Raw genomic sequence first — 19,224 nt, 5'->3', positions numbered from 1 at the left:
CCCAGACAGACATAGCGAGGACGGAGCACCGGCATGCTTGGCCCGCTCCCACCAGAATCCTCCGTCGGGAGCCCGACCGCATCCCCGGGTCGTCCGGCCTCTACGGAAAACAGGCGCCCGACAGTTCATCACGTCCAAAGCCGACACTCCGGCGCGAGGCAAACGGGCCCCGACAGCACTACACGGAAAAGCGGGGTGTTTCACGTGAAACACCCCGCCTATCTGTGGAACTGGACGGCCCTAGCGAACGCGCGCGCGAACCACCCGGGTGGTTTCGGGGAGGATACCCTCCCCCAAGACCTCGACCCTCACATCCGCCAGACGGAACTTCTTGATCTGCTTCTGGGCCGCCTCGATCTCATTCGGTGCGTTCATTCCCTTGAGGAGAGCGAGTTCGCCGCCATCTCGAACCAGCGGAGCAGTCAACGGAACCAGGGTGCGCAGTGCGCTGACGGCGCGAGCAGTCACGACATCAAAGCCTTCCGCAGGACGTACATCCTCCGCACGCGATCGAAGAACGGTCACGTTCGAGAGCTCCAGTCCATCGACCTGCTCGTTGAGCCAGGTGACGCGTCGCTCCATCGGTTCGACAAGAGTCCATTGCACGTCCGGGCGCGCGATCGCGAGCACCAGGCCAGGAAGTCCGGCACCAGAGCCGATATCAGCGACGGAACCGTGAAAGAGGGGAGCAGCGATCACGCTGTTGAGGATGTGACGCGTCCATAGCCGTGGGAGCTCGAGTGGACCGATGAGGCCCCGCTCTTCCCCCTCGCGAGCGAGAGCAGAAGTGAACGAACGTGCCACATCGATGCGGTCTCCGAAGAGATCGGAAGCGACCGAGGGTTCCTGCTCAAGCTCACTCATACCTGCCCCCGGAACGATGTTTCACGTGAAACATCAACGACGGCGAAGAACCGTGTGGCGGTCGGCACCCTCACCGTAGGACTCGGAGACCAGACCCCGTTCGGCAGCAATGTCATGCACCAGCTTGCGCTCGTAACTCGACATCGAAGGCAGGGACGCCTGGGACGAGCCCTCGTCGAGCTTCGCGGCGGCGGCATCGACCAACGTCTCCAACTGACGGCGACGGGTGTCGCGGGAGCCGGCGATGTCGAGGATCAGTCGAGAGAACGACCCGGTCTTGCTCTGCACCGCGAGACGCGTCAGTTCCTGCAGCGCCTGCACCGTATCCGGGGCGGAGAGCAACGCCAATGCATCTCCCTCGGCCTCGACCGAGACATAAGCGCGGCCCTGACGAACGTCGAGGTTCAAGTCGCCATCGATGTCCGCGATGTCGAGAAGTTCCTCGAGATAGTCCGCGGCGACGTCGCCTTCGTTCTCGAGCTGAGCAACGGTGGGCTCGGTGCTGTCGGTCATGGTCTCGCTCATGAACCGCTCCCCTTCTTCTTCGCGCGCTTCTTGCCGACCGGCTGCTGACGCTTCGGTGCTTCCGCCTTGGCCTTCTCGGCCTCTTCGAGCAGACGCTGCTGCTCCGCCTCATAAGCGGCCATCGGGACGACCTTGCCAGAGGAATCGATGGCCTTGCCCTTGCGGGCGAGACGCTCCTCGCGAGCCTTGGCGGCTTCTGAACCGGGTGTCGGCATCTCGCGGATGACGAGGAACTGCTGGCCCATGGTCCAGAGGTTCGAGATGAACCAGTACACGACGACGCCCAGCGGGAAGAAGACACCGGAGAAGATGAAGCCCAGCGGCAGCACGTAGAGCATGATCTTCTGCATCTGGTACGCCTGGCCGGTCTTGGCCTCGGGCGACAGGTTCTTCGAGATGATCTGCAGCTGTGTGAAGAACTGCGAAGCGATCATGAGGACGACGAGCGTGACCAGGATGACGATCGCCGTGGTGTTCTTCGCATCGATCGCATTGCCGAGGTTCTCGTGCAGCGAGGCGACGCCGAACAGCTTGGCGTCGTAGAACTCCTTCGTCAGCTCCGGGCTCAGGAGCCCGACGCCACCACCACCTGCCTTCGCATGCTTGCTCACATCGCTCAGCACGCTGTACAGCGAGAAGAAGATCGGCATCTGCACCAGCAGAGGCAGACAGCTCGACATCGGTGTCGTGCCGTGCTTCTTGTACAGCGCCATGGTCTCGCGGCTCATGGCCTCGCGAGAGAGCTGATCCTTCTTGCCGCGGTACTTCTCCTGAACTTTTCGCAGTTCAGGAGCAATTTCCATCATCTTTCGCTGACTCTTGATCTGCTTCACGAAAAGCGGGATCAGAGCGGCACGGACCACGACGACGAGTCCGACGATCGACAGCACCCAGGTGATGCCGGATGCCGCAGGAAGCCCGACGGCGGTGAACAGCCAGTGCCAGGCGACGAGGATGAGCTCGACGACCCACTTGAGCGGCCACAGGATGGTGCCGATCAGATCGAACCCACCTGCCGCGGGTTCGGGGCTGGGAGTCGCACTGGCGAGCAGAAGGTCAAGACCCACCGATCAGTCCTTTCGGGAAGGGACGACGAAACCGTGTGCAGTCAGGTCGTAACGGAAGTGGTCGTGCGGACGGACATCATCGACGCCGCCGGTAGTCCAGGGGTTGCAGCGGAGGATGCGCCATGCCGAGAGCGCTGCTCCCTTCACTGCACCGTGCTGCTGCACCGCACCTACAGCGTAGGCGGAACAGCTGGGATAGTACGCACAGACATCTCCGTACATCGGGGAGATGACCTTGCGATACGCGGTGAGGAATCCCAGCACGAGATTGCGCGGGATCACCGGGATGCTGCGGATCAGGTCCTGCGCGTGCAACTGCGCGGTCCCGACAGACGAGGCTGGAAGCGCAGTCATGCCGACACCGCGGCAGGAGCCGGCGTCAGTCTGCCCAAGCAGCGTTCGACATCGGCTCGAAGCTCCGCGAAGGAGGCCGTGGCAGACGCAGGAAGGGCACGGATGACGACATCCGTGCCCTCGGGAACACCCGGGAGCGCCTCCGCGCACACGGCTTTGAGCCGACGACGCACGGTGTTGCGCACCACAGCGGTGCCTACCTGCTTGCTGATGATGAATCCGAACCTTGCGGCTCTGCTCTCGCCCGTCGTCAGCATCGAGGTGATGACGCGCGCCCCGCCACAACGGGAACCGCGACGAACGACCAGACGATAGTCGCTCCCGCGGGTCAGCCGATACGGGCGGGCGAGCACAGCGGACTACGCAGAGAGCTCGGTGCGGCCCTTCGCGCGGCGTGCAGCGAGGATGCCGCGGCCTGCACGCGTACGCATGCGGGCACGGAAGCCGTGCTTCTTGGCGCGACGACGGTTGTTGGGCTGGAAGGTGCGCTTGCTCATGGAATCACTCCGGGAATGCTGCCACCGGGTTCACTTCGACCGGAGACATGGGGTACTGCCAAAAATGGCATAAGTCAACCAAGTAAGGGTACGTCTTACCGGCGCGCAGAGCAAATCTGCGCGCTCCTCTGGTGGTCTTCCGGTACGAACCGCACAGCCATTATCCACAACCCCGGGTCGGCCGGCAGCTGCAACACGCACGCGTGTTTTCAAGGGCAGGTTGCCGTTCACAGCCGGGATGACTACCGTGGCATCCTAAGTTATCCACAGGGGACACGGCACGTCGACCCCGCCTCGATCACTCGTCCGGAGCGTCATGTCATCACCTGCCCAGCCCGACGTCCCCATCTGGACCACGGTGCAGGAGCTTCTGGTCGACGACGATCGGGTCACACCTCAGCTGCAGGGCTTCCTCAGTCTCGCCGTCCCGGCAGGGGTGATGTCAGCGACGCTGTATCTGGAAGTGCCGAACGACCTCACCGCGGCGCAGATCAACAAGCGCCTGCGCCTGCCGATCATGGAGGCCCTCTCGCACATCGGCGAAGAGGTCACGTCCTACCGCGTCGTCGTCAACCACGAGCTGGCAGAGCAGCAGACGGCGCCGATCGCGGTCGGCGACTTCGGGCGCCACGAGCAGGTGCGTGTCGAATCCCCCATGGAACAGCCGACCCAGCTGCGCCACGAATCGCGGCTGAATCCGAAGTACACCTTCGACAACTTCGTGATCGGACAGTCCAACCGCTTCGCGCACGCCGCGGCCGTCGCGGTCGCCGAAGCGCCGGCCAAGGCCTACAACCCCCTCTTCATCTATGGAGACTCCGGTCTCGGGAAGACCCACCTCCTTCACGCCATCGGCGACTACGCGCAATCCCTCTACGCAGGGGTCAAGGTCCGCTACGTCTCGAGCGAGGAGTTCACGAACGACTTCATCAACTCGATCGCGAACAACCGCGGCGCCGCGTTCCAGGCGCGCTACCGCGACGTCGACATCCTCCTGATCGACGACATCCAGTTCCTGCAGGGACGCGCCGAGACGCAGGAAGCCTTCTTCCACACCTTCAACACGCTGCACGATCACAACAAGCAGGTCGTGATCACCAGCGACGTGGCCCCGAAGCACCTGACCGGGTTCGAGGACCGTATGCGCAGCCGCTTCGAGTGGGGTCTGATCACCGACGTGCAGGCGCCCGACCTCGAGACGCGTATCGCGATCCTCCGGAAGAAGGCGCAGAGCGAGGCCCTCCATATTCCCGACGAGGTACTCGAGTACATCGCGACCGTGGTGTCATCGAACATCCGGGAACTGGAGGGCGCACTCATCCGGGTGTCGGCCTTCGCGAGCCTGAACCGCTCCGCTCTCGACATCTCCCTGGCGCAGACCGTGCTCCGCGACATCATCGACACGGCCGAGGACAACATCATCTCGCCGACCGACATCATCACGGCGACTGCACAGTACTTCAAGCTCACGGTCGACGACCTCTACGGCTCCAGCCGGTCGCAGCAGATCGCGACCGCCCGCCAGATCGCGATGTACCTGTGTCGCGAGCGGACCAGTCTCTCCCTGCCGAAGATCGGACAGCTGTTCGGCAACCGCGACCACACCACGGTCATGTACGCGTACAAGAAGATCAGCGAGCTCATGAAGGAGCGCCGCTCAATCTACAACCAGGTCACCGAGATCACCACGCAGCTCGGACGACGCTGACACGCCGCGTCTCCGAGAAAAGGGGAGGACAGCACCTGAACCGGTGCCGTCCTCCCCTTTTTTGTGAGCCCGACAGGGATTCTGATCGTCCGATAGATGCCTCTATGCACATGTGGATAACTTGTGGATGACCGTGGATTCCATCGGGACGAATGTGGGCTGATCACCCAAACCTGTGGATAACTCGGGGAGGGCCATCGCCGACCGGAAAGCCCGGAACCCGCGGATTCCTCAGGGTTTCCACAACTGACAACTGTGTAGTTCCCTACTCGCCACTGCTATCCACCGAGTTATCCACAGTATCCACAGCTGTTAACACCGTTAAGGAGTTAAGTCATTCAAGGCGCGATCCGATCACCAGACGGTGGGGACAACCGGTCGACCGAATGACAGGAACCTCGGCGTAGGGATACGCCGGACTGTGGGGCTAGCATGGGAAGCCCTGCACCGGCAGGGCCGACGACAACGCGTCACAGTTCGACGACAAGGGAGCACCCGTGAGGTTTCAGGTCAACCGCGATGTCTTCAGCGAGGCTGTCTCGTTCGTCGTCAAGCTTCTGCCGCAGCGCAATCCTCAGCCGATCCTCGCCGGCGTCCTGATCGAAGCCGATGGTTCCGGTCTGACGCTCTCGGCATTCGACTACGAGGCTTCCGCCCGCACCACCATCGAGGCGACGGTCGAGACCCCGGGAACGATCCTGGTGCACGGCCGGCTCCTCTCGGACATCGCCAGCCGACTTCCGAACGCTCCGATCGAGATCGCCGTCGAGGAAGACGGGGGCATCGCGGTCACCTGCGGCTCCGCACGATTCACCCTCGCAGCCATGCCCGTCGAGGAATACCCCTCGATCCCCGAGGTGACCGGTTCGTCCGGTGTGGTCCCGGCCGACGACTTCGGCACGGCGATCGCCCAGGTCGGATTCGCCGCGTCGCGTGACGACGTGACTCCTGTGCTCACGGGTGTGCAGCTCGAGGTCTCGGGACACACGCTGAGCCTCGTCGCGACCGACCGTTACCGCGTCTCGCTGCGGGATGTGCCGTGGGACGGCGAGGCCGTCGAAGCCACCGCCCTGGTCCCTGCCCGCACTCTGCTCGAGGTCGGCAAGACCTTCGGACACGCCGGCACGATCCAGGTGGCGTTCTCCGGAGCGGGCGACCGAGAGATCATCGCCTTCACCGCGGGCAACAAGACCGTCACTTCTCTCCTGATCAAGGGCAACTTCCCGCCTGTACGCCGACTGTTCCCCGAGCAGACCGACCACTACGCGGTCGTGAACACCGCAGACCTCGTCGAGGCTGTTCGCCGAGTCTCACTCGTGCTCGATCGTGCTGCTCCCCTGCGTTTCACGTTCTCGAACGACAGCGTGACGATGGACGCCTCCGGCGGAGACCACGCACGGGCATCCGAGTCGGTCGACGCGATCCTCTCCGGCGGCGATGAGGTCACGCTGGGCCTGAACCCGCAGTACCTGATCGAGGCTCTCGGCGCCGTCAAGAGCGAGTTCGTGCGCGTCACGTTCACGTCGAGCGACAACGCCAACAAGCTGAGCCCCGTGCTCATCACGAGCCAGACCTCGGTCGACCAGGCGGGTCTCGACTCGTTCAAGTACCTGCTTCAGCCGAACCTCCTCCTGCGCTGATCTTCTCCGCTTCCTCCATACCCGGAACGTTCCCCGGGAAATACGGACTGTCAGACCCCGAAGGTAGGCTGACTCCGTGATTGTGGAGCACCTGAGTCTGGTCGATTTCCGCAATTACGCGACCGCTGAACTCACCCTCCACCGCGGACCCAACGTGCTCGTCGGGCGCAACGGTCAGGGAAAGACGAATCTGGCCGAAGCCGTGGTGTTCCTCGCCACGCTCGGTTCGCACCGGGTGTCATCTGATGCGCCGATGGTCCGCGATGGCCAGGAGTTCGCGGTGATCCGTGCCCGACTGTCGCACGGAGAGCGTCGCGTGCTCGCCGAAATCCAGGTGAACAGGCAGGGATCGAACAAGGCTCGCATCAACGGATCGCCGTCGAAGCCGAACGAACTCCCCCGCTACGCGCACGTCGTGCTGTTCGCTCCGGAAGACCTGCAGATCGTGAGGGGGGACCCCTCAGCTCGGCGCCGCTTCACGGATCAGCTCCTCATCCAGCGCACGCCGAGGCTCGCAGCTGTGCTCGCCGACTACGACCGCGTCCTGAAGCAGCGCAATGCGCTGCTGAAGTCGGCGCGTGCTCGCGGCGTTCGCGGCGAAGGTCTGAGCACTCTGGACGTCTGGGACGACAAGCTGGTCTCCCTCGGATCGGAGATCATCACCGCCCGTCAGCGCCTGGCGGCGGATCTGCAGCAGCCCGTGGCCGATGCCTACGAGGCGATCGCCGGTGCAGATCATCGTCCCCAGCTGGAATGGGCGCTCTCGGTGGGCGGCGGAGACCCCGAAGAGGGGGAAGAGGGAGCGGAAGGTGCCGAGACGGGGCCGTCCGCAGACAGACTCACCGATCCGATTCGTATCGCCGAGGTGTTCCGCGCATCCCTTGCGGCGAAGCGATCGAAAGAACTCGATCGCGGACTGACCCTCACCGGGCCGCACCGAGACGACCTGGTGCTGCGGGTCCGCGACCTCCCGGTCAAGGGATACGCCTCCCACGGGGAATCGTGGTCGGTGGCTCTCGCCCTGCGGCTCGCGTCGGCCGAGCTGCTCCGCAGCGAATCTCCCGCCGGCGATCCGGTGCTCATCCTCGACGACGTCTTCGCAGAACTCGACGCCGATCGGCGTCAGCGGTTGGCGGCCTTGACCGCCGGTTATGAGCAAGTGGTGGTCACGGCAGCGGTGGAGGAGGATATCCCCGAGGTGCTGCATGCCCACGTGGTACGGATCAGCGCCGGAACCATCAGCGACGAGCGGGAGGCGACGGATGACTGACGCGGCACGCCATCCGTCCGCTTCGAGCCCCTCGGCACCGACTCCGGACACTCCCCCTCCGGTGGCCGATGTTCCCGAGACGATCGGCACCTATCTGCGGCTGCGCGGGCTGCAGCCGAGTTCCAAGAGCTGGAAACGCAAGCGACGCATCGCGACCGACGACGACAACGCACCCTTCACGCCCGGGCGAGACCCCGGCGCGCTCGGTGCGGTGCTCGACAAGCTGAGTCGTGACTCCGGCTGGCAGATCACCCTCGCCCGAGAAGATCTCGTGCGCCAATGGGCTGATCTCGCAGGCGCAGACACCGCGAAGCACTCCGAACCCGTCTCCCTGGAGCGCGGCCTGCTCACCGTGAAGTGCGACTCGACCGCGTGGGCGAAGAACCTGCAGTTCATGCGGGCGACGATTCTCACCGAGATCGGCCGACGGTATCCCGATGCGGGCGTCGAGAACCTCCGCTTCATCGGACCGGACGTTCCCTCGTGGAAATGGGGTCCCAGAGCCGTTCCAGGACGGGGCCCGCGCGATACCTACGGGTAGGGCACCACGCGAGGGGGTCGAAAGGCTCAGAGGCCCACACACGGCCGTTGAGCGGCATTTCCCGATGAAACTCCGCTAGAATGGGAGTTCGTGATATCGATGTGGAGAATGCCCTCTGATGACGCCTGAATCCCCTGCTGACGAGACGGAATCGAACACCGGGGGAACCCCCGCAACCGAGGGCACCATCGCACCCAAGGCGAAGCAGCCGGGTGAGTACGGTGCGGATTCGATCCAGATCCTCGAAGGCCTCGAAGCCGTGCGCAAGCGCCCCGGCATGTACATCGGGTCCACCGGGCCTCGAGGACTCCACCACCTGGTCTACGAGATCGTCGACAACTCCGTCGATGAGGCACTGGCCGGTTACGCCGACACGATCTTCGTGACGATGCTCGCGGATGGCGGTGTGCGCGTCGTCGACAACGGTCGCGGCATCCCGGTCGACCCGCACTCGTCGGACCCCAACAAGTCGACGGTCGAGGTCGTGCTCACCATCCTGCACGCCGGTGGAAAGTTCGGCGGTGGTGCCTACGCCGTCTCCGGTGGTCTGCACGGTGTCGGCTCCTCCGTCGTGAACGCGCTGTCGACGCGCTTCGACGTCGAGGTCAAGCAGAAGGGCTTCGTCTGGCGGCACAGCTTCGCCGACGGCGGTATCCCCCAGCAGAAGCTCGAGAAGGGCGAAGCGACCGAAGAGACCGGAACGAGCATCACGTTCTGGCCGGACGCCTCGATCTTCACCGAGACGATCGAGTTCGAGTACGACACCCTCCGCACGCGGTTCCAGCAGATGGCATTCCTCAACAAGGGCCTTCGCATCGAGCTGCGCGACGAGCGGGAGTCCTCCGCCTACGAGGTGGAGGAAGACGGGGCCACCGTCACCAAGCAGCCCGGCGACGTGTTCTTCTACGAACGGGGTCTCGTCGACTACGTCGAGTACCTCAACAAGGTGCGTCACGCCGAAGTCGTCAACGACGAGATCATCGCGTTCGAATCGGAGGACACCGAGCGCAAGATCTCGCTCGAGGTCGCGATGCAGTGGACCACGTCGTACACCGAGAACGTCTTCACCTATGCGAACACGATCAACACCCACGAGGGTGGAACGCATGAGGAGGGCTTCCGCGCGGCGCTGACCACCCTGGTCAACAAGTACGCCCGCGCGAACAACCTGCTCAAGGAGAAGGACGACAACCTCTCCGGCGACGACGTGCGCGAGGGCCTGACGGCGGTCATCTCGATCAAGCTCGGCGAACCGCAGTTCGAGGGCCAGACGAAGACCAAGCTCGGCAACACCGAGGCGAAGGCTTTCGTTCAGAAGGTCGTCGGCGATCAGCTCGGGGACTGGTTCGAGCGCAACCCGAACCAGGCGAAGAACGTCATCCGCAAGGCGATCGACGCCGCGACCGCTCGCCTCGCCGCCCGCAAGGCGCGCGAGACCGCCCGCCGCAAGAGCGTCTTCGAGTCGGCCGCCATGCCGGACAAGCTCAAGGACTGCACGAGCAAGGACCCGTCCATCAGCGAGATCTTCCTGGTGGAGGGTGACTCGGCCGGTGGCTCCGCGGTGCAGGGTCGCGACCCGCACACGCAGGCGATCCTGGCGCTGCGAGGGAAGATCCTCAACGTCGAGCGTGCGCGTCTCGACAAGGCCCTGGGCAACAAGGAAGTCCAGGCGATGATCCAGGCCTTCGGCACGGGCATCGGCGAAGAGTTCGACATCGAGAAGGCGCGCTATCACAAGATCGTGCTGATGGCCGATGCCGACGTCGATGGCCAGCACATCACGACGCTGCTGCTGACGCTGCTCTTCCGCTACATGCGCGGTCTGATCGAGGCCGGCTTCGTGTACCTCGCGATGCCGCCGCTGTACCGCCTGAAGTGGTCCAACTCCGCGCACGAGTACGTGTTCAGCGACGCCGAGCGCGATGCCCTGCTCAAGCACGGCATCGACAACGGCAAGCGGATCCCGAAGGACGCCGGCATCCAGCGGTACAAGGGTCTCGGTGAGATGAACCCGAAGGAGCTGTGGGAGACGACGATGGATCACACCACGCGCACCCTGCAGCAGATCACCATCGAGGATGCGGCCGCGGCCGACGAGATCTTCAGCGTGCTGATGGGCGAGGACGTCGAGTCCCGACGCAGCTTCATCCAGCGCAACGCCAAGGACGTCCGCTTCCTCGACATCTGATGCCCGCGGGCTCAGACCAGATGTGTGACAGAGAGATTGATTCATGACTGACGAAGAACGCACCGAGCCGGAACACGATCACGGCAAGATCGATCAGGTCGACCTGCAGTCGGAGATGCAGCGCAGCTACCTCGACTACGCGATGGCCGTCATCGTGGGGCGCGCGCTCCCCGACGTGCGCGACGGGCTCAAGCCCGTGCACCGCCGCGTGATCTACGGCATGTACGACGGCGGCTTCCGCCCCGACAAGTCGTTCTCGAAGTGCGCCCGTGTGGTGGGCGAGGTCATGGGCCAGTACCACCCGCACGGCGACTCGGCGATCTACGACGCCCTCGTGCGACTGGTGCAGCCGTGGTCGCTGCGGTATCCGCTGGCTCTCGGCCAGGGCAACTTCGGGTCCCCGGGCAACATGGGCGCGGCAGCCCCGCGATACACCGAGACCAAGATGGCCCCGCTCGCGCTCGAGATGGTGCGCGACATCGAAGAAGACACCGTCGACTTCACCGACAACTACGACGGCCAGACGCAGGAGCCGACGGTCCTCCCGGCCCGCTTCCCGAACCTGCTCGTCAACGGCTCGGTCGGTATCGCGGTCGGCATGGCCACGAACATCCCCCCGCACAACCTGCGCGAGGTGTCCGATGCGGCGCTCTGGGCACTCGACAACCCCGGCATCTCCCGTGAGGAGCTGCTCGAAGGTCTTATCCAGCGCGTTCCCGGTCCCGACTTCCCGACCGGTGCGCAGATCCTCGGCACCAAGGGCATCCACGAGGCGTACCGCACGGGTCGCGGCTCGATCACGATGCGCGCGGTCGTCAACGTCGAGGAGATCCAGGGCCGCACCTGCCTCGTCATCACCGAGCTGCCGTACCAGGTGAACCCCGACAACGTGGCGGTGAAGATCGGCGACCTCGCCCGTGACGGCAAGATCACCGGTATCGCCGACATCCGCGATGAGTCCTCGGACCGCACGGGTCAGCGTCTGGTCGTCGTGCTCAAGCGCGACGCGGTCGCGAAGGTCGTGCTGAACAACCTCTACAAGCACACGCAGCTGCAGGAGAACTTCGGCGCGAACATGCTCGCGATCGTCGACGGCGTGCCGCGCACCCTCGCGATCGACGGTTTCATCACGCACTGGATCTCCCACCAGATCGACGTGATCGTCCGCCGCACCGAGTTCCGTCTGCGCGAGGCCGAGAAGCGCATGCACATCCTGCGCGGATATCTGAAGGCGCTCGACGCCCTCGACGAGGTCATCGCGCTCATCCGCCGCTCGCAGACCACGGCGGATGCGAACGAGGGACTCCAGAAGCTCCTCGACATCGACGAGATCCAGGCCGACGCGATCCTGCAGATGCAGCTGCGCCGTCTTGCGGCTCTCGAGCGTCAGAAGATCATCGATCAGGCGAACGAGCTCGAAGCGCAGATCACCGATTACAAGGCGATCCTGGCCGACGAGGGTCGTCAGCGCACGATCATCCGCGAAGAACTGACGGGCATCGTCGACCGCTTCGGCGACGAGCGTCGCACGCACATCCTGCACGGCTTCGACGGTGATGTCTCGATGGAAGACCTCATCGCCGAAGAGGAGATGGTCGTCACCGTCACGCGCGAGGGGTACATCAAGCGCACGCGCAGCGACAACTACCGTTCTCAGCACCGTGGCGGCAAGGGCGTCAAGGGTGCGCAGCTGCGCGCGAACGACATCGTCGAGCACTTCTTCGTGACGACCACGCACCACTGGCTGCTGTTCTTCACCGACAAGGGGCGCGTCTACCGCGCGAAGACCTACGAGGTGCCCGAGGCCGGACGCGACGCGAAGGGCATGCACGTCGCGAACCTGCTCGCCCTGCAGCCGGACGAGAACATCGCCCAGGTGCTCGACATCCGCGACTACCAGGTGGCCGACTACCTGGTGCTGGCGACCCGTGAGGGCCTCGTCAAGAAGACGCGACTCGAGGCGTACGACACCAACCGCCAGGGCGGCGTCATCGCGATCCGTCTGAACGACGAGGACGAGCTCGTCAGCGCATTGCTCGTGAACGCCGAGGACGACATCCTCCTCATCAGCCGCCGCGGCATGTCGGTGCGCTTCGAGGCGACCGATGAGGCTCTGCGGCCGATGGGTCGGGCGACAGCCGGTGTCCGCGGCATGAAGTTCAAGATCGACGAGGACTGCCTGCTCTCGGCATCCGTCGCAGCGCCGGGCAAGTTCGTCTTCGTCGTGACCGACGGAGGCTACGCGAAGCGCACCGCGGTGGAGGAGTATCGGGTGCAGGGACGCGGCGGAACAGGCATCAAGGTCGCCAAGCTCAACGACGATCGGGGCACTCTCGCGGGTGGTCTGATCGTCTCCGAGGACGACGAGGTCTTGGTGGTTCTCTCCAGCGGCAAGGTGGTACGCTCTGCCGTGGCCGAGGTCCCCGCCAAGGGTCGAGACACCATGGGAGTGGTGTTCGCCCGGACGACGGAGGCCGATCGCATCCTCGCCATCGCCCGTAACGGTGAGCGTGGCCTCGCCGAAGACGAGGCGGATGCGGAGGATGCCGAGACCCAGGCCCCCGAGACGACACCGACCCCCGAGGATACAGACGCATGAGCACAGTGGCCGACAAGCTGGCGAAGAAGTCGACCCGCAAGACGAGCGGCAAGCAGGTACGCCTCCGACTGGTCTACGTGGACTTCTGGTCGGCCGTGAAGCTCTCGTTCCTCGGAGCGGTGGCCCTCGCGGTCGTCACGATGGTCTCGTTCTTCCTCATCTTCCTGGTCTTCCAGGCGACGGGGATCATGACCACGGCGGAGAGCTTCCTGCTCGGCATCACCGACAACACGTTCGTGCTCTCCGAGGTCGTCGGACTTCCGCAGGTGATGGCGTTCGCGGCGGTTGTCGCGATCCTGAACCTCATCGTCTTCACGGTGCTCGGCGCCGTCGTCGCGGGAATCTACAACCTCGCAGTGAAGGTCACGGGCGGACTGCTCGTCGGCTTCATGTCGAACTGATCCTCGGAACGTTTCACGAAGGGCGGGTGCTTCGGCATCCGCCCTTCGCTGTTTCTCTTCGCGCTTTCTCTAGACGACGCCCGTCGTGCCGAGAAGCGTGCCGATGAGCCAGGTCGCCGCCAGGGCGAGCCCACCACCGATCACCAGTCGGACCGATGCTCGCACGGGCGCCGAACCTCCGATCTTCGCGGACAGTGTTCCCGTGACGGCCAGGGCGAGGAGGACGGCGACGAAGGTCACCGGAACCCGCCACTCCGGCGGCGGAAGGAGGATGGCGAGCAAGGGCAATAGCGCGCCGAGGGTGAAAGCGATCGCCGACGACATCGCCGCATGCCAGGGATTGACGAGGTCGTCCTGGTCGATGCCGAGTTCGACCTCCAGGTGCGCGGCGAGGGCATCGTGCGCGGTGAGCTCTTCGGCCACCTGTCGCGCCGTCTCGTCCGAGAGCCCCCTCTCGCGATAGAGCTGCGTGAGTTCGTCGAGCTCCACAGCGGGCATCGTGCGCAGTTCCTCGCGCTCTTTCGCGATGAGGGCGCGTTCGCTGTCTCGCTGACTGCTCACCGAGACGTACTCCCCGAGGGCCATGGAGATCGCTCCGCCGACCAGGCCGGCGATACCCGCCGTGAGGAGCGCCGCGTTGTCGGTCGTGGCACCGGCGACCCCGACCACGAGGGAGGCGACCGAGACGATGCCGTCGTTCGCTCCGAGAACTCCCGCACGCAGCCAGTTCAGTCGCTGACCGAGACCGGCACCGTGCGGTTCACCTTCATGCGCTGTCATGCCCCCAGTGAAGCAGACGGTGGCCGGAGAAGGAGGAAGTCCGCGACGGGCATTACGGAAAACCCGAAGTCGAGTGTCCGGTTGACTCGGTATCGAGCCCATCCGGCCCGCCGTACCTTGGAACCATGACCACTCAGACTGCGACTCCGACTCCCGCAACGGCGGTGAAGCCGCCGTTGCGCATCTTCCTCACGATCCTGCATCTGGCAGGTGTCGGCATCCTCGGTGGTGCCATCTTCGGCATGCTCGGCGGGCTCCTCGGCACGGGCCTCGGACTTCTCTTCGCCGCCGGTATCGGGCTCATCATGCTGGTGGGACTGGTCTACGCGCTCTACGGTGTGGGCTGGTTCGAAGTCGCTCGTGTCGGTGCGCTGTACCGCACGCCGATCGCACCGCTGCGTCTGCAGCCGCGCGACCGTCCCGGCTTCGTCGGTTGGTTGCGAGCTCTCGGCCGCCAGGCCATCGACGGGCGCATGTGGCGCGCGGTCGCGAACTTCGCCATCTCGGCGCTTCTCGGCTGGCTGGTGCTCCGCCTGTTCTGGGGTCTGGTGTGGTCCATCATCATCTCGTTCGCTCCCCTCACCGCGGCGGATTCGGTCATGGGACCGTTCGGTGGGGGAGGCATCCCTGTCGCATGGGCGCCGCTGATCGGCATCTTGGGAATCGCGGCCTGCGTCGTCGGGACCATCGGCTTGGCGCTGCTGCACCGCACGCTCTCGCTCGCGATCGTGATCCGCAGCAAGGAGACCGAGCTCACCGAGCGCGTGCGCACCTCGACCGCGCAGCGGGAGGGCGCCGTGCGCGCAGCCGACGTGGAGCGCACCCGCATCGAGCGCGACCTGCACGACGGTGTCCAGCCCCGACTCGTGTCGGTCGGCATGACGCTCGGCCTCGCGCAGCAGAAGATCGACAACGATCCCGAGGCCGCGAAGGAGCTCATCAACGAGGCGCACACCTCGACCAAGGCGGCCATCACAGAGCTGCGTCAGCTGGCTCGGGGCATCCACGCCTCGGTGCTCGATGACAGAGGCCTCGACGCTGCACTGTCGGCACTCGCTGGACGCTCGCACATCCCCGTGCACCTGGATGTGCGCATGGACGGGCGATGCAGTCGCGAGGCCGAGGCTGCCGTGTACTTCTCGATCGCCGAGTCGCTGACCAACGCGGCGAAGCACTCGAGAGCCAGCGAAGCCCGCGTGATCGTGCGGCTTCGAGAGGGCAACACGCTCTGGGCACGCGTCGAGGACAACGGCATCGGCGGCGCTCAGGTGCAGCCCGGCGGCGGGCTCGACGGCATCGCGAATCGCATCCTGGCCGCAGGGGGAACCTTCCGCCTCGACAGTCCCCAAGGCGGGCCGACCAGCCTGGAGGTGAACGTACCGTGCGCATCCTGATCTGCGAGGACTCGGTCCTCCTGCGCGAGGGCCTGGTCCGTCTGCTCGAAGACGCCGGCCATGAGGTGGTCGCCGCCCTCCCCGACATCGAGGGTCTCGACCGGGCCGTCGCCACCACGGCGCCTGACCTGTGCATCCTGGACGTGCGTCTCCCCCCGACGTTCACCGATGAAGGCATCCGGGCCGCTCTCGGTCTGCGCTCGACGCATCCGTCTCTCGCGATCCTGGTGCTCTCGCAGTACGTCGAAGAGCGGTATGCGTCGGATCTGATCGCGGCGCAGGGTGGGCCCCTCGGCTACCTGCTCAAGGATCGGGTCGCCGACGTCTCCGAGTTCCTCGCCTCGGTGCAGCGGATCTCCGAGGGCGCCACCGTGCTCGACCCCGAGGTCGTCGCCCAGCTGCTGACCCGCCGCAACCGCGACGATCGAATGCTGCGGCTCACGGAACGCGAGCGCACCGTGCTCGCACTGATCGCCGAGGGCAAGTCGAACCAGGCGATCGCGGGGCTGCTGTTCCTCTCAGAGGCGAGTGTCGAGAAGCACATCACCTCCATCTTCCAGAAGTTGGGCTTCGAGCAGGACGAGGCGGGAAACCGTCGCGTGCTCGCCGCCCTCGCACACATCGAGAACACCGGCGGCCCGACGCCGCCGACAGGCCAGACGGGAGTGGCACGATGACCACCGACAACAACGGCACCCCGGGCGAGCACGCCCCACTCACCCCGCCGCCGCCCTCCCCGCCCCAAGGAACGGCCCCGCAGGCGGGTCCGTCCTCTCCTGCCGCGCCTTCTACAGGCGCGTCCACTCCTTTCGCGCCGACCAACGGGCGCACCCCAGGGGCGACCGCGGTCATGGTGGTGACGGCGGTGGTCGGGGGGATCGCGCTTCTCGGGGCCGGCGGCACGGCTGCTGCCGCGGCGGCCGGGACCATCGTGTCGTCGAGTCGTCCGGACTCCGTGCAGAGCGTGGACGTCGAGGGGCTGGACAGCATCGACCTCGCCGCCGATGCCAGCAGCATGCGGGTCGAGTTCGGCGACGTCGACGAGGCCACACTCGCCATCACGAACGGGCGCGGTACACCGTGGACGTTCGAGCGCGATGGCGACGAGCTGGTCGTCCGGAGTCCACAAGGAGTCTTCGGGTGGTGGCTCGGCGGCTGGTTCGGTGATGAGGAGATCGCCGTGCTCACGCTCCCGGAAAGTCTTCGCGACGCAGGACTCGACGCCGACCTGAACCTCGATGCGGGCAGCCTCGACGTGAACGGCGACTTCGGTGTGCTCGACGTCAGCGTCAACGCCGGAGCGCTCGACGTCGAAGGGGCCGCGAAGGAACTCGATGTGCAGATGAGCGCCGGCCGCGCCGACATCCTCCTCGACGGCGTCTCCCAGGCGGACCTCGGCGTCTCCGCCGGCGATCTCACGGTCGAGCTCACGGGTGCTCCCCCGACCCGGACGGCGATCGACGTGAGCGCCGGCACCCTCGATCTGACCGTTCCCGACGTGGAGTACGCGATCTCTCAGGAGATCAGCGCGGGCACGCTGAATGCCGAGGTCGACGAGGCTTCGAGCGCGCGGAGGACGATCGAGGTCTCGCTGTCGGCCGGCACCGCGACCATCCGACCGGGCCGCTGAACACGCTCGAGGGGGAGGACACTCCCGGGTGCTCCCCCTCGATTCGGATTTTCCGTATTTCTCCGGTAAAGTCTTGGAGGTTGACGGGGCTATAGCTCAGGCGGTTAGAGCGCTTCACTGATAATGAAGAGGTCCCAGGTTCAAGTCCTGGTAGCCCCACTCCTTAACTCAAGAAAATCCCTCACGGGGCCTTAGCTCAGTTGGTAGAGCGCCTGCTTTGCAAGCAGGATGTCAGGAGTTCGAATCTCCTAGGCTCCACAGGATCGAGAAGCCCCCGGCCCCCGGCCGGGGGCTTCTTCTGTTGAGGCGGGTGTCGACCCATCGCGTCTGCCTGGTTGTGCATCTCCGCCCACGGGGGGACGCGAATCGTCCCGGTGGACGACGCGAGGGAGTGAATACTTCACGTAGCGTGTTACCCATGTAGAGCTTGCCTCGTGCTGAGCTGCTTCAGATCAATGTCGCCCCCGCACATGGCAGGGCCGGCTCCAGCTCGCAAGACTCAGGAGACACATGGACATCCTCGAATGGGTGAGGACGACCGCATCAGCCCTTCCCGACCCTCTGGTCTGGGCCCTCGGCGGATTGTTCGCCTTCCTCGAGAACGGCTTGGGCCTCGGCTTCTTCCTGCCCGGTGAGACGATCGTCGTCTTCCTCTCCGCTTCGCTCTCCGACGTCTGGGCGGTGGTGGTGATGTTCCTCGTGGTCGTCGTCGCGGGAAGCGCGGGAGACCACGTCGGCTATCTCCTCGGGCGACACTTCGGCGTCGGCATGCGTGACCTCAAACTGGTCAAGCGACTCGGGATCGATCGATGGGATCGGGCCGTCGAGATCCTCCACCGGCGCGGTGCGATCGCCGTCTTCCTCACACGACTCGTCCCTGTCGTTCGCACGTTGACCCCGGCTGCTGCGGGCGTTGCGAAGGTGAGGTACCCGTCGTTCCTGCTCGCCTCGCTCGCCGGAGCAGCGACCTGGGCTGCGATCTACGTCAGCGTCGGGTTCCTGTTGAGGGCATCCCTCGACGCCGTCACCAAAGCGCTGGGACCGATCAGCAACGTGCTGCTCCTCGTCGTGGTCGCCGGCGTCGTCGTCTTCTTCGCGGTGCGATTCATCCGCACCCGGTCGCTCGCACGCGCCGTCGATGCGACCGATGATGCTGCGCCCATCCACCCCACCGTCGTCGACCGTCTCTTCCGTGAAGACGAATGGCGCACGTGGCCCAACCTCATCACCGGGATCCGCCTGCTCCTGCTGCCGGTGTTCCTCTGGCTGATCACCGCCAGGATGCTGTGGGCCGCGCTGGTCGTCATCGGCCTGGTCTTCCTGACGGATTGGCTCGACGGTTGGCTCGCGCGGCGGACGAACAGCGTCTCCGCCCTCGGCACCTGGCTCGATCCGGTCGCCGACCGGATCACGGTGGTCGTCACGGCCGTCGCCTTCACGCTCGGGCATCTCATCCCGTGGGAGACGCTCGTGCTGCTGCTCATCCCCGACGTCCTGCTCGGATCGGCCGCCCTGCTCTTCTTCCGAGGAGACCCGGCAGTCCCGGTCACGATGGTCGGGAAGGTCCGGACGGCTCTGATCTTCGTCGGACTCCTCGGCGTCCTCCTCGGCAGTGCGCTGACTGAGTCGGGTCTGGAGTCGCTGAGCTGGATCGTCGGGATGTCGTTCCTGCTGTTCCTGATCGGGATCGTCGGTCACTACATCGCGGCGTCCCAGTACGCCCGTGCCATGATCACGCAGAAGCTGAGTGTGCGCGAAGGCTGAAG

Annotated in this window: 17 protein-coding genes, 2 tRNA genes and 1 pseudogene; 13 read left to right on the top strand and 7 right to left on the bottom strand. The window is 65.2% G+C overall.

Annotated features, from left to right (window positions below; genetic code table 11):
- Positions 1–240: 240 nt before the first annotated feature.
- The 6 genes and pseudogenes from rsmG to rpmH all read right to left on the bottom strand — a co-directional run bounded on the left by rsmG (position 241) and on the right by rpmH (position 3,307).
- Positions 241–932, bottom strand: a pseudogene (rsmG, locus tag L687_RS39585) (16S rRNA (guanine(527)-N(7))-methyltransferase RsmG).
- On the bottom strand, positions 898–1,389 hold the full coding sequence (locus tag L687_RS39580; RefSeq protein ID WP_021201388.1) for a Jag family protein: 492 nt from the start codon (positions 1,387–1,389) through the stop codon (positions 898–900). Before L687_RS39580 ends, rsmG begins: the two are co-directional and overlap by 35 nt.
- The gene (gene yidC, locus L687_RS39575; protein ID WP_021201387.1) at positions 1,386–2,456 is read right to left on the bottom strand and encodes a membrane protein insertase YidC; all 1,071 of its coding nucleotides are present in this window, start codon (positions 2,454–2,456) and stop codon (positions 1,386–1,388) included. The genes L687_RS39580 and yidC overlap by 4 nt, the downstream gene beginning before the upstream one ends.
- 3 nt (positions 2,457–2,459) lie before the next feature.
- Positions 2,460–2,810 carry a membrane protein insertion efficiency factor YidD gene (gene yidD / locus L687_RS39570; protein ID WP_029259463.1) on the bottom strand — a complete coding sequence of 117 codons (351 nt, stop codon included), beginning with the start codon at positions 2,808–2,810 and terminating at the stop codon, positions 2,460–2,462.
- The gene (gene rnpA, locus L687_RS39565) at positions 2,807–3,163 is read right to left on the bottom strand and encodes a ribonuclease P protein component (protein ID WP_021201385.1); all 357 of its coding nucleotides are present in this window, start codon (positions 3,161–3,163) and stop codon (positions 2,807–2,809) included. Before rnpA ends, yidD begins: the two co-directional genes overlap by 4 nt.
- A 6-nt stretch (positions 3,164–3,169) precedes the next feature.
- Positions 3,170–3,307 (bottom strand): 50S ribosomal protein L34, encoded by a 138-nt coding sequence (gene rpmH / locus L687_RS39560; RefSeq protein WP_013584598.1) that lies wholly within the window; start codon positions 3,305–3,307, stop codon positions 3,170–3,172.
- A 316-nt stretch (positions 3,308–3,623) separates the two neighbouring features.
- Between rpmH and dnaA the strand changes: the two genes are divergently transcribed.
- The 7 genes from dnaA (at position 3,624) to L687_RS39525 (ending at position 13,654) form a co-directional block, all read left to right on the top strand.
- Positions 3,624–5,015 carry a chromosomal replication initiator protein DnaA gene (dnaA, locus tag L687_RS39555; RefSeq protein WP_017829913.1) on the top strand — a complete coding sequence of 464 codons (1,392 nt, stop codon included), beginning with the start codon at positions 3,624–3,626 and terminating at the stop codon, positions 5,013–5,015.
- A gap of 497 nt (positions 5,016–5,512) precedes the next feature.
- Positions 5,513–6,655 carry a DNA polymerase III subunit beta gene (dnaN, locus tag L687_RS39550; RefSeq protein ID WP_021201384.1) on the top strand — a complete coding sequence of 381 codons (1,143 nt, stop codon included), beginning with the start codon at positions 5,513–5,515 and terminating at the stop codon, positions 6,653–6,655.
- 76 nt (positions 6,656–6,731) lie between these two features.
- Positions 6,732–7,925, top strand: coding sequence for a DNA replication/repair protein RecF (gene recF / locus L687_RS39545; protein ID WP_031208177.1), 1,194 nt, complete (start codon positions 6,732–6,734; stop codon positions 7,923–7,925).
- The gene (locus L687_RS39540; RefSeq protein WP_200861077.1) at positions 7,918–8,466 is read left to right on the top strand and encodes a DUF721 domain-containing protein; all 549 of its coding nucleotides are present in this window, start codon (positions 7,918–7,920) and stop codon (positions 8,464–8,466) included. The genes recF and L687_RS39540 overlap by 8 nt, the downstream gene beginning before the upstream one ends.
- A 118-nt stretch (positions 8,467–8,584) precedes the next feature.
- Positions 8,585–10,654 (top strand): DNA topoisomerase (ATP-hydrolyzing) subunit B, encoded by a 2,070-nt coding sequence (gene gyrB, locus L687_RS39535; protein WP_021201381.1) that lies wholly within the window; start codon positions 8,585–8,587, stop codon positions 10,652–10,654.
- Between the two features lie 43 nt (positions 10,655–10,697).
- Positions 10,698–13,253, top strand: a complete 2,556-nt coding sequence (gene gyrA, locus L687_RS39530) for a DNA gyrase subunit A (protein ID WP_021201380.1) — start codon at positions 10,698–10,700, stop codon at positions 13,251–13,253.
- A complete protein-coding gene (locus L687_RS39525) occupies positions 13,250–13,654 on the top strand; it encodes a DUF3566 domain-containing protein (RefSeq protein WP_017829919.1) in 405 nt (134 codons plus the stop codon). Before gyrA ends, L687_RS39525 begins: the two co-directional genes overlap by 4 nt.
- A 69-nt stretch (positions 13,655–13,723) precedes the next feature.
- Here the strand turns inward: L687_RS39525 and L687_RS39520 are convergent, their stop codons facing one another.
- Positions 13,724–14,434, bottom strand: coding sequence for a VIT1/CCC1 transporter family protein (locus L687_RS39520; RefSeq protein WP_021201379.1), 711 nt, complete (start codon positions 14,432–14,434; stop codon positions 13,724–13,726).
- A 125-nt stretch (positions 14,435–14,559) separates the two neighbouring features.
- Here L687_RS39520 and L687_RS39515 point away from each other — a divergent pair, with 125 nt between their 5' ends.
- From L687_RS39515 to L687_RS42290, 6 genes are all read left to right on the top strand, one after another.
- A complete protein-coding gene (locus L687_RS39515) occupies positions 14,560–15,828 on the top strand; it encodes a sensor histidine kinase (RefSeq protein ID WP_021201378.1) in 1,269 nt (422 codons plus the stop codon).
- A complete protein-coding gene (locus L687_RS39510) occupies positions 15,816–16,505 on the top strand; it encodes a LuxR C-terminal-related transcriptional regulator (protein WP_021201377.1) in 690 nt (229 codons plus the stop codon). Before L687_RS39515 ends, L687_RS39510 begins: the two co-directional genes overlap by 13 nt.
- Positions 16,502–17,458, top strand: a complete 957-nt coding sequence (locus L687_RS39505; RefSeq protein WP_029268144.1) for a hypothetical protein — start codon at positions 16,502–16,504, stop codon at positions 17,456–17,458. Before L687_RS39510 ends, L687_RS39505 begins: the two co-directional genes overlap by 4 nt.
- A gap of 85 nt (positions 17,459–17,543) precedes the next feature.
- Positions 17,544–17,617, top strand: a tRNA-Ile gene (locus L687_RS39500).
- 26 nt (positions 17,618–17,643) lie between these two features.
- Positions 17,644–17,716 (top strand) — tRNA-Ala (locus L687_RS39495).
- 252 nt (positions 17,717–17,968) lie between these two features.
- A complete protein-coding gene (locus tag L687_RS42290; RefSeq protein WP_021201375.1) occupies positions 17,969–19,222 on the top strand; it encodes a CDP-alcohol phosphatidyltransferase family protein in 1,254 nt (417 codons plus the stop codon).
- The last annotated feature ends 2 nt before the right edge of the window (positions 19,223–19,224 follow it).

Origin of the sequence: Microbacterium maritypicum MF109 (assembly GCF_000455825.1) — a bacterium.
GTDB classification, from domain to species: domain Bacteria; phylum Actinomycetota; class Actinomycetes; order Actinomycetales; family Microbacteriaceae; genus Microbacterium; species Microbacterium maritypicum_A.
Note: the sequence above shows the minus strand (reverse complement) of the source record. Positions and strands in the feature narration are given on the sequence as shown.

Excerpts from the sequence above, each read along its gene's own strand:
- L687_RS39580 (WP_021201388.1), bottom strand. The coding sequence starts at position 1,389 with ATGAGCGAGACCATGACCGACAGCACCGAGCCCACCGTTGCTCAGCTC.
- yidD (WP_029259463.1), bottom strand. The coding sequence starts at position 2,810 with ATGACTGCGCTTCCAGCCTCGTCTGTCGGGACCGCGCAGTTGCACGCG.
- rpmH (WP_013584598.1), bottom strand. The coding sequence starts at position 3,307 with ATGAGCAAGCGCACCTTCCAGCCCAACAACCGTCGTCGCGCCAAGAAG.
- dnaA (WP_017829913.1), top strand. The coding sequence starts at position 3,624 with ATGTCATCACCTGCCCAGCCCGACGTCCCCATCTGGACCACGGTGCAG.
- L687_RS39540 (WP_200861077.1), top strand. The coding sequence starts at position 7,918 with ATGACTGACGCGGCACGCCATCCGTCCGCTTCGAGCCCCTCGGCACCG.
- gyrB (WP_021201381.1), top strand. The coding sequence starts at position 8,585 with ATGACGCCTGAATCCCCTGCTGACGAGACGGAATCGAACACCGGGGGA.
- gyrA (WP_021201380.1), top strand. The coding sequence starts at position 10,698 with ATGACTGACGAAGAACGCACCGAGCCGGAACACGATCACGGCAAGATC.
- L687_RS39525 (WP_017829919.1), top strand. The coding sequence starts at position 13,250 with ATGAGCACAGTGGCCGACAAGCTGGCGAAGAAGTCGACCCGCAAGACG.
- L687_RS39520 (WP_021201379.1), bottom strand. The coding sequence starts at position 14,434 with ATGACAGCGCATGAAGGTGAACCGCACGGTGCCGGTCTCGGTCAGCGA.
- L687_RS39515 (WP_021201378.1), top strand. The coding sequence starts at position 14,560 with ATGACCACTCAGACTGCGACTCCGACTCCCGCAACGGCGGTGAAGCCG.
- L687_RS39505 (WP_029268144.1), top strand. The coding sequence starts at position 16,502 with ATGACCACCGACAACAACGGCACCCCGGGCGAGCACGCCCCACTCACC.
- L687_RS42290 (WP_021201375.1), top strand. The coding sequence starts at position 17,969 with ATGGACATCCTCGAATGGGTGAGGACGACCGCATCAGCCCTTCCCGAC.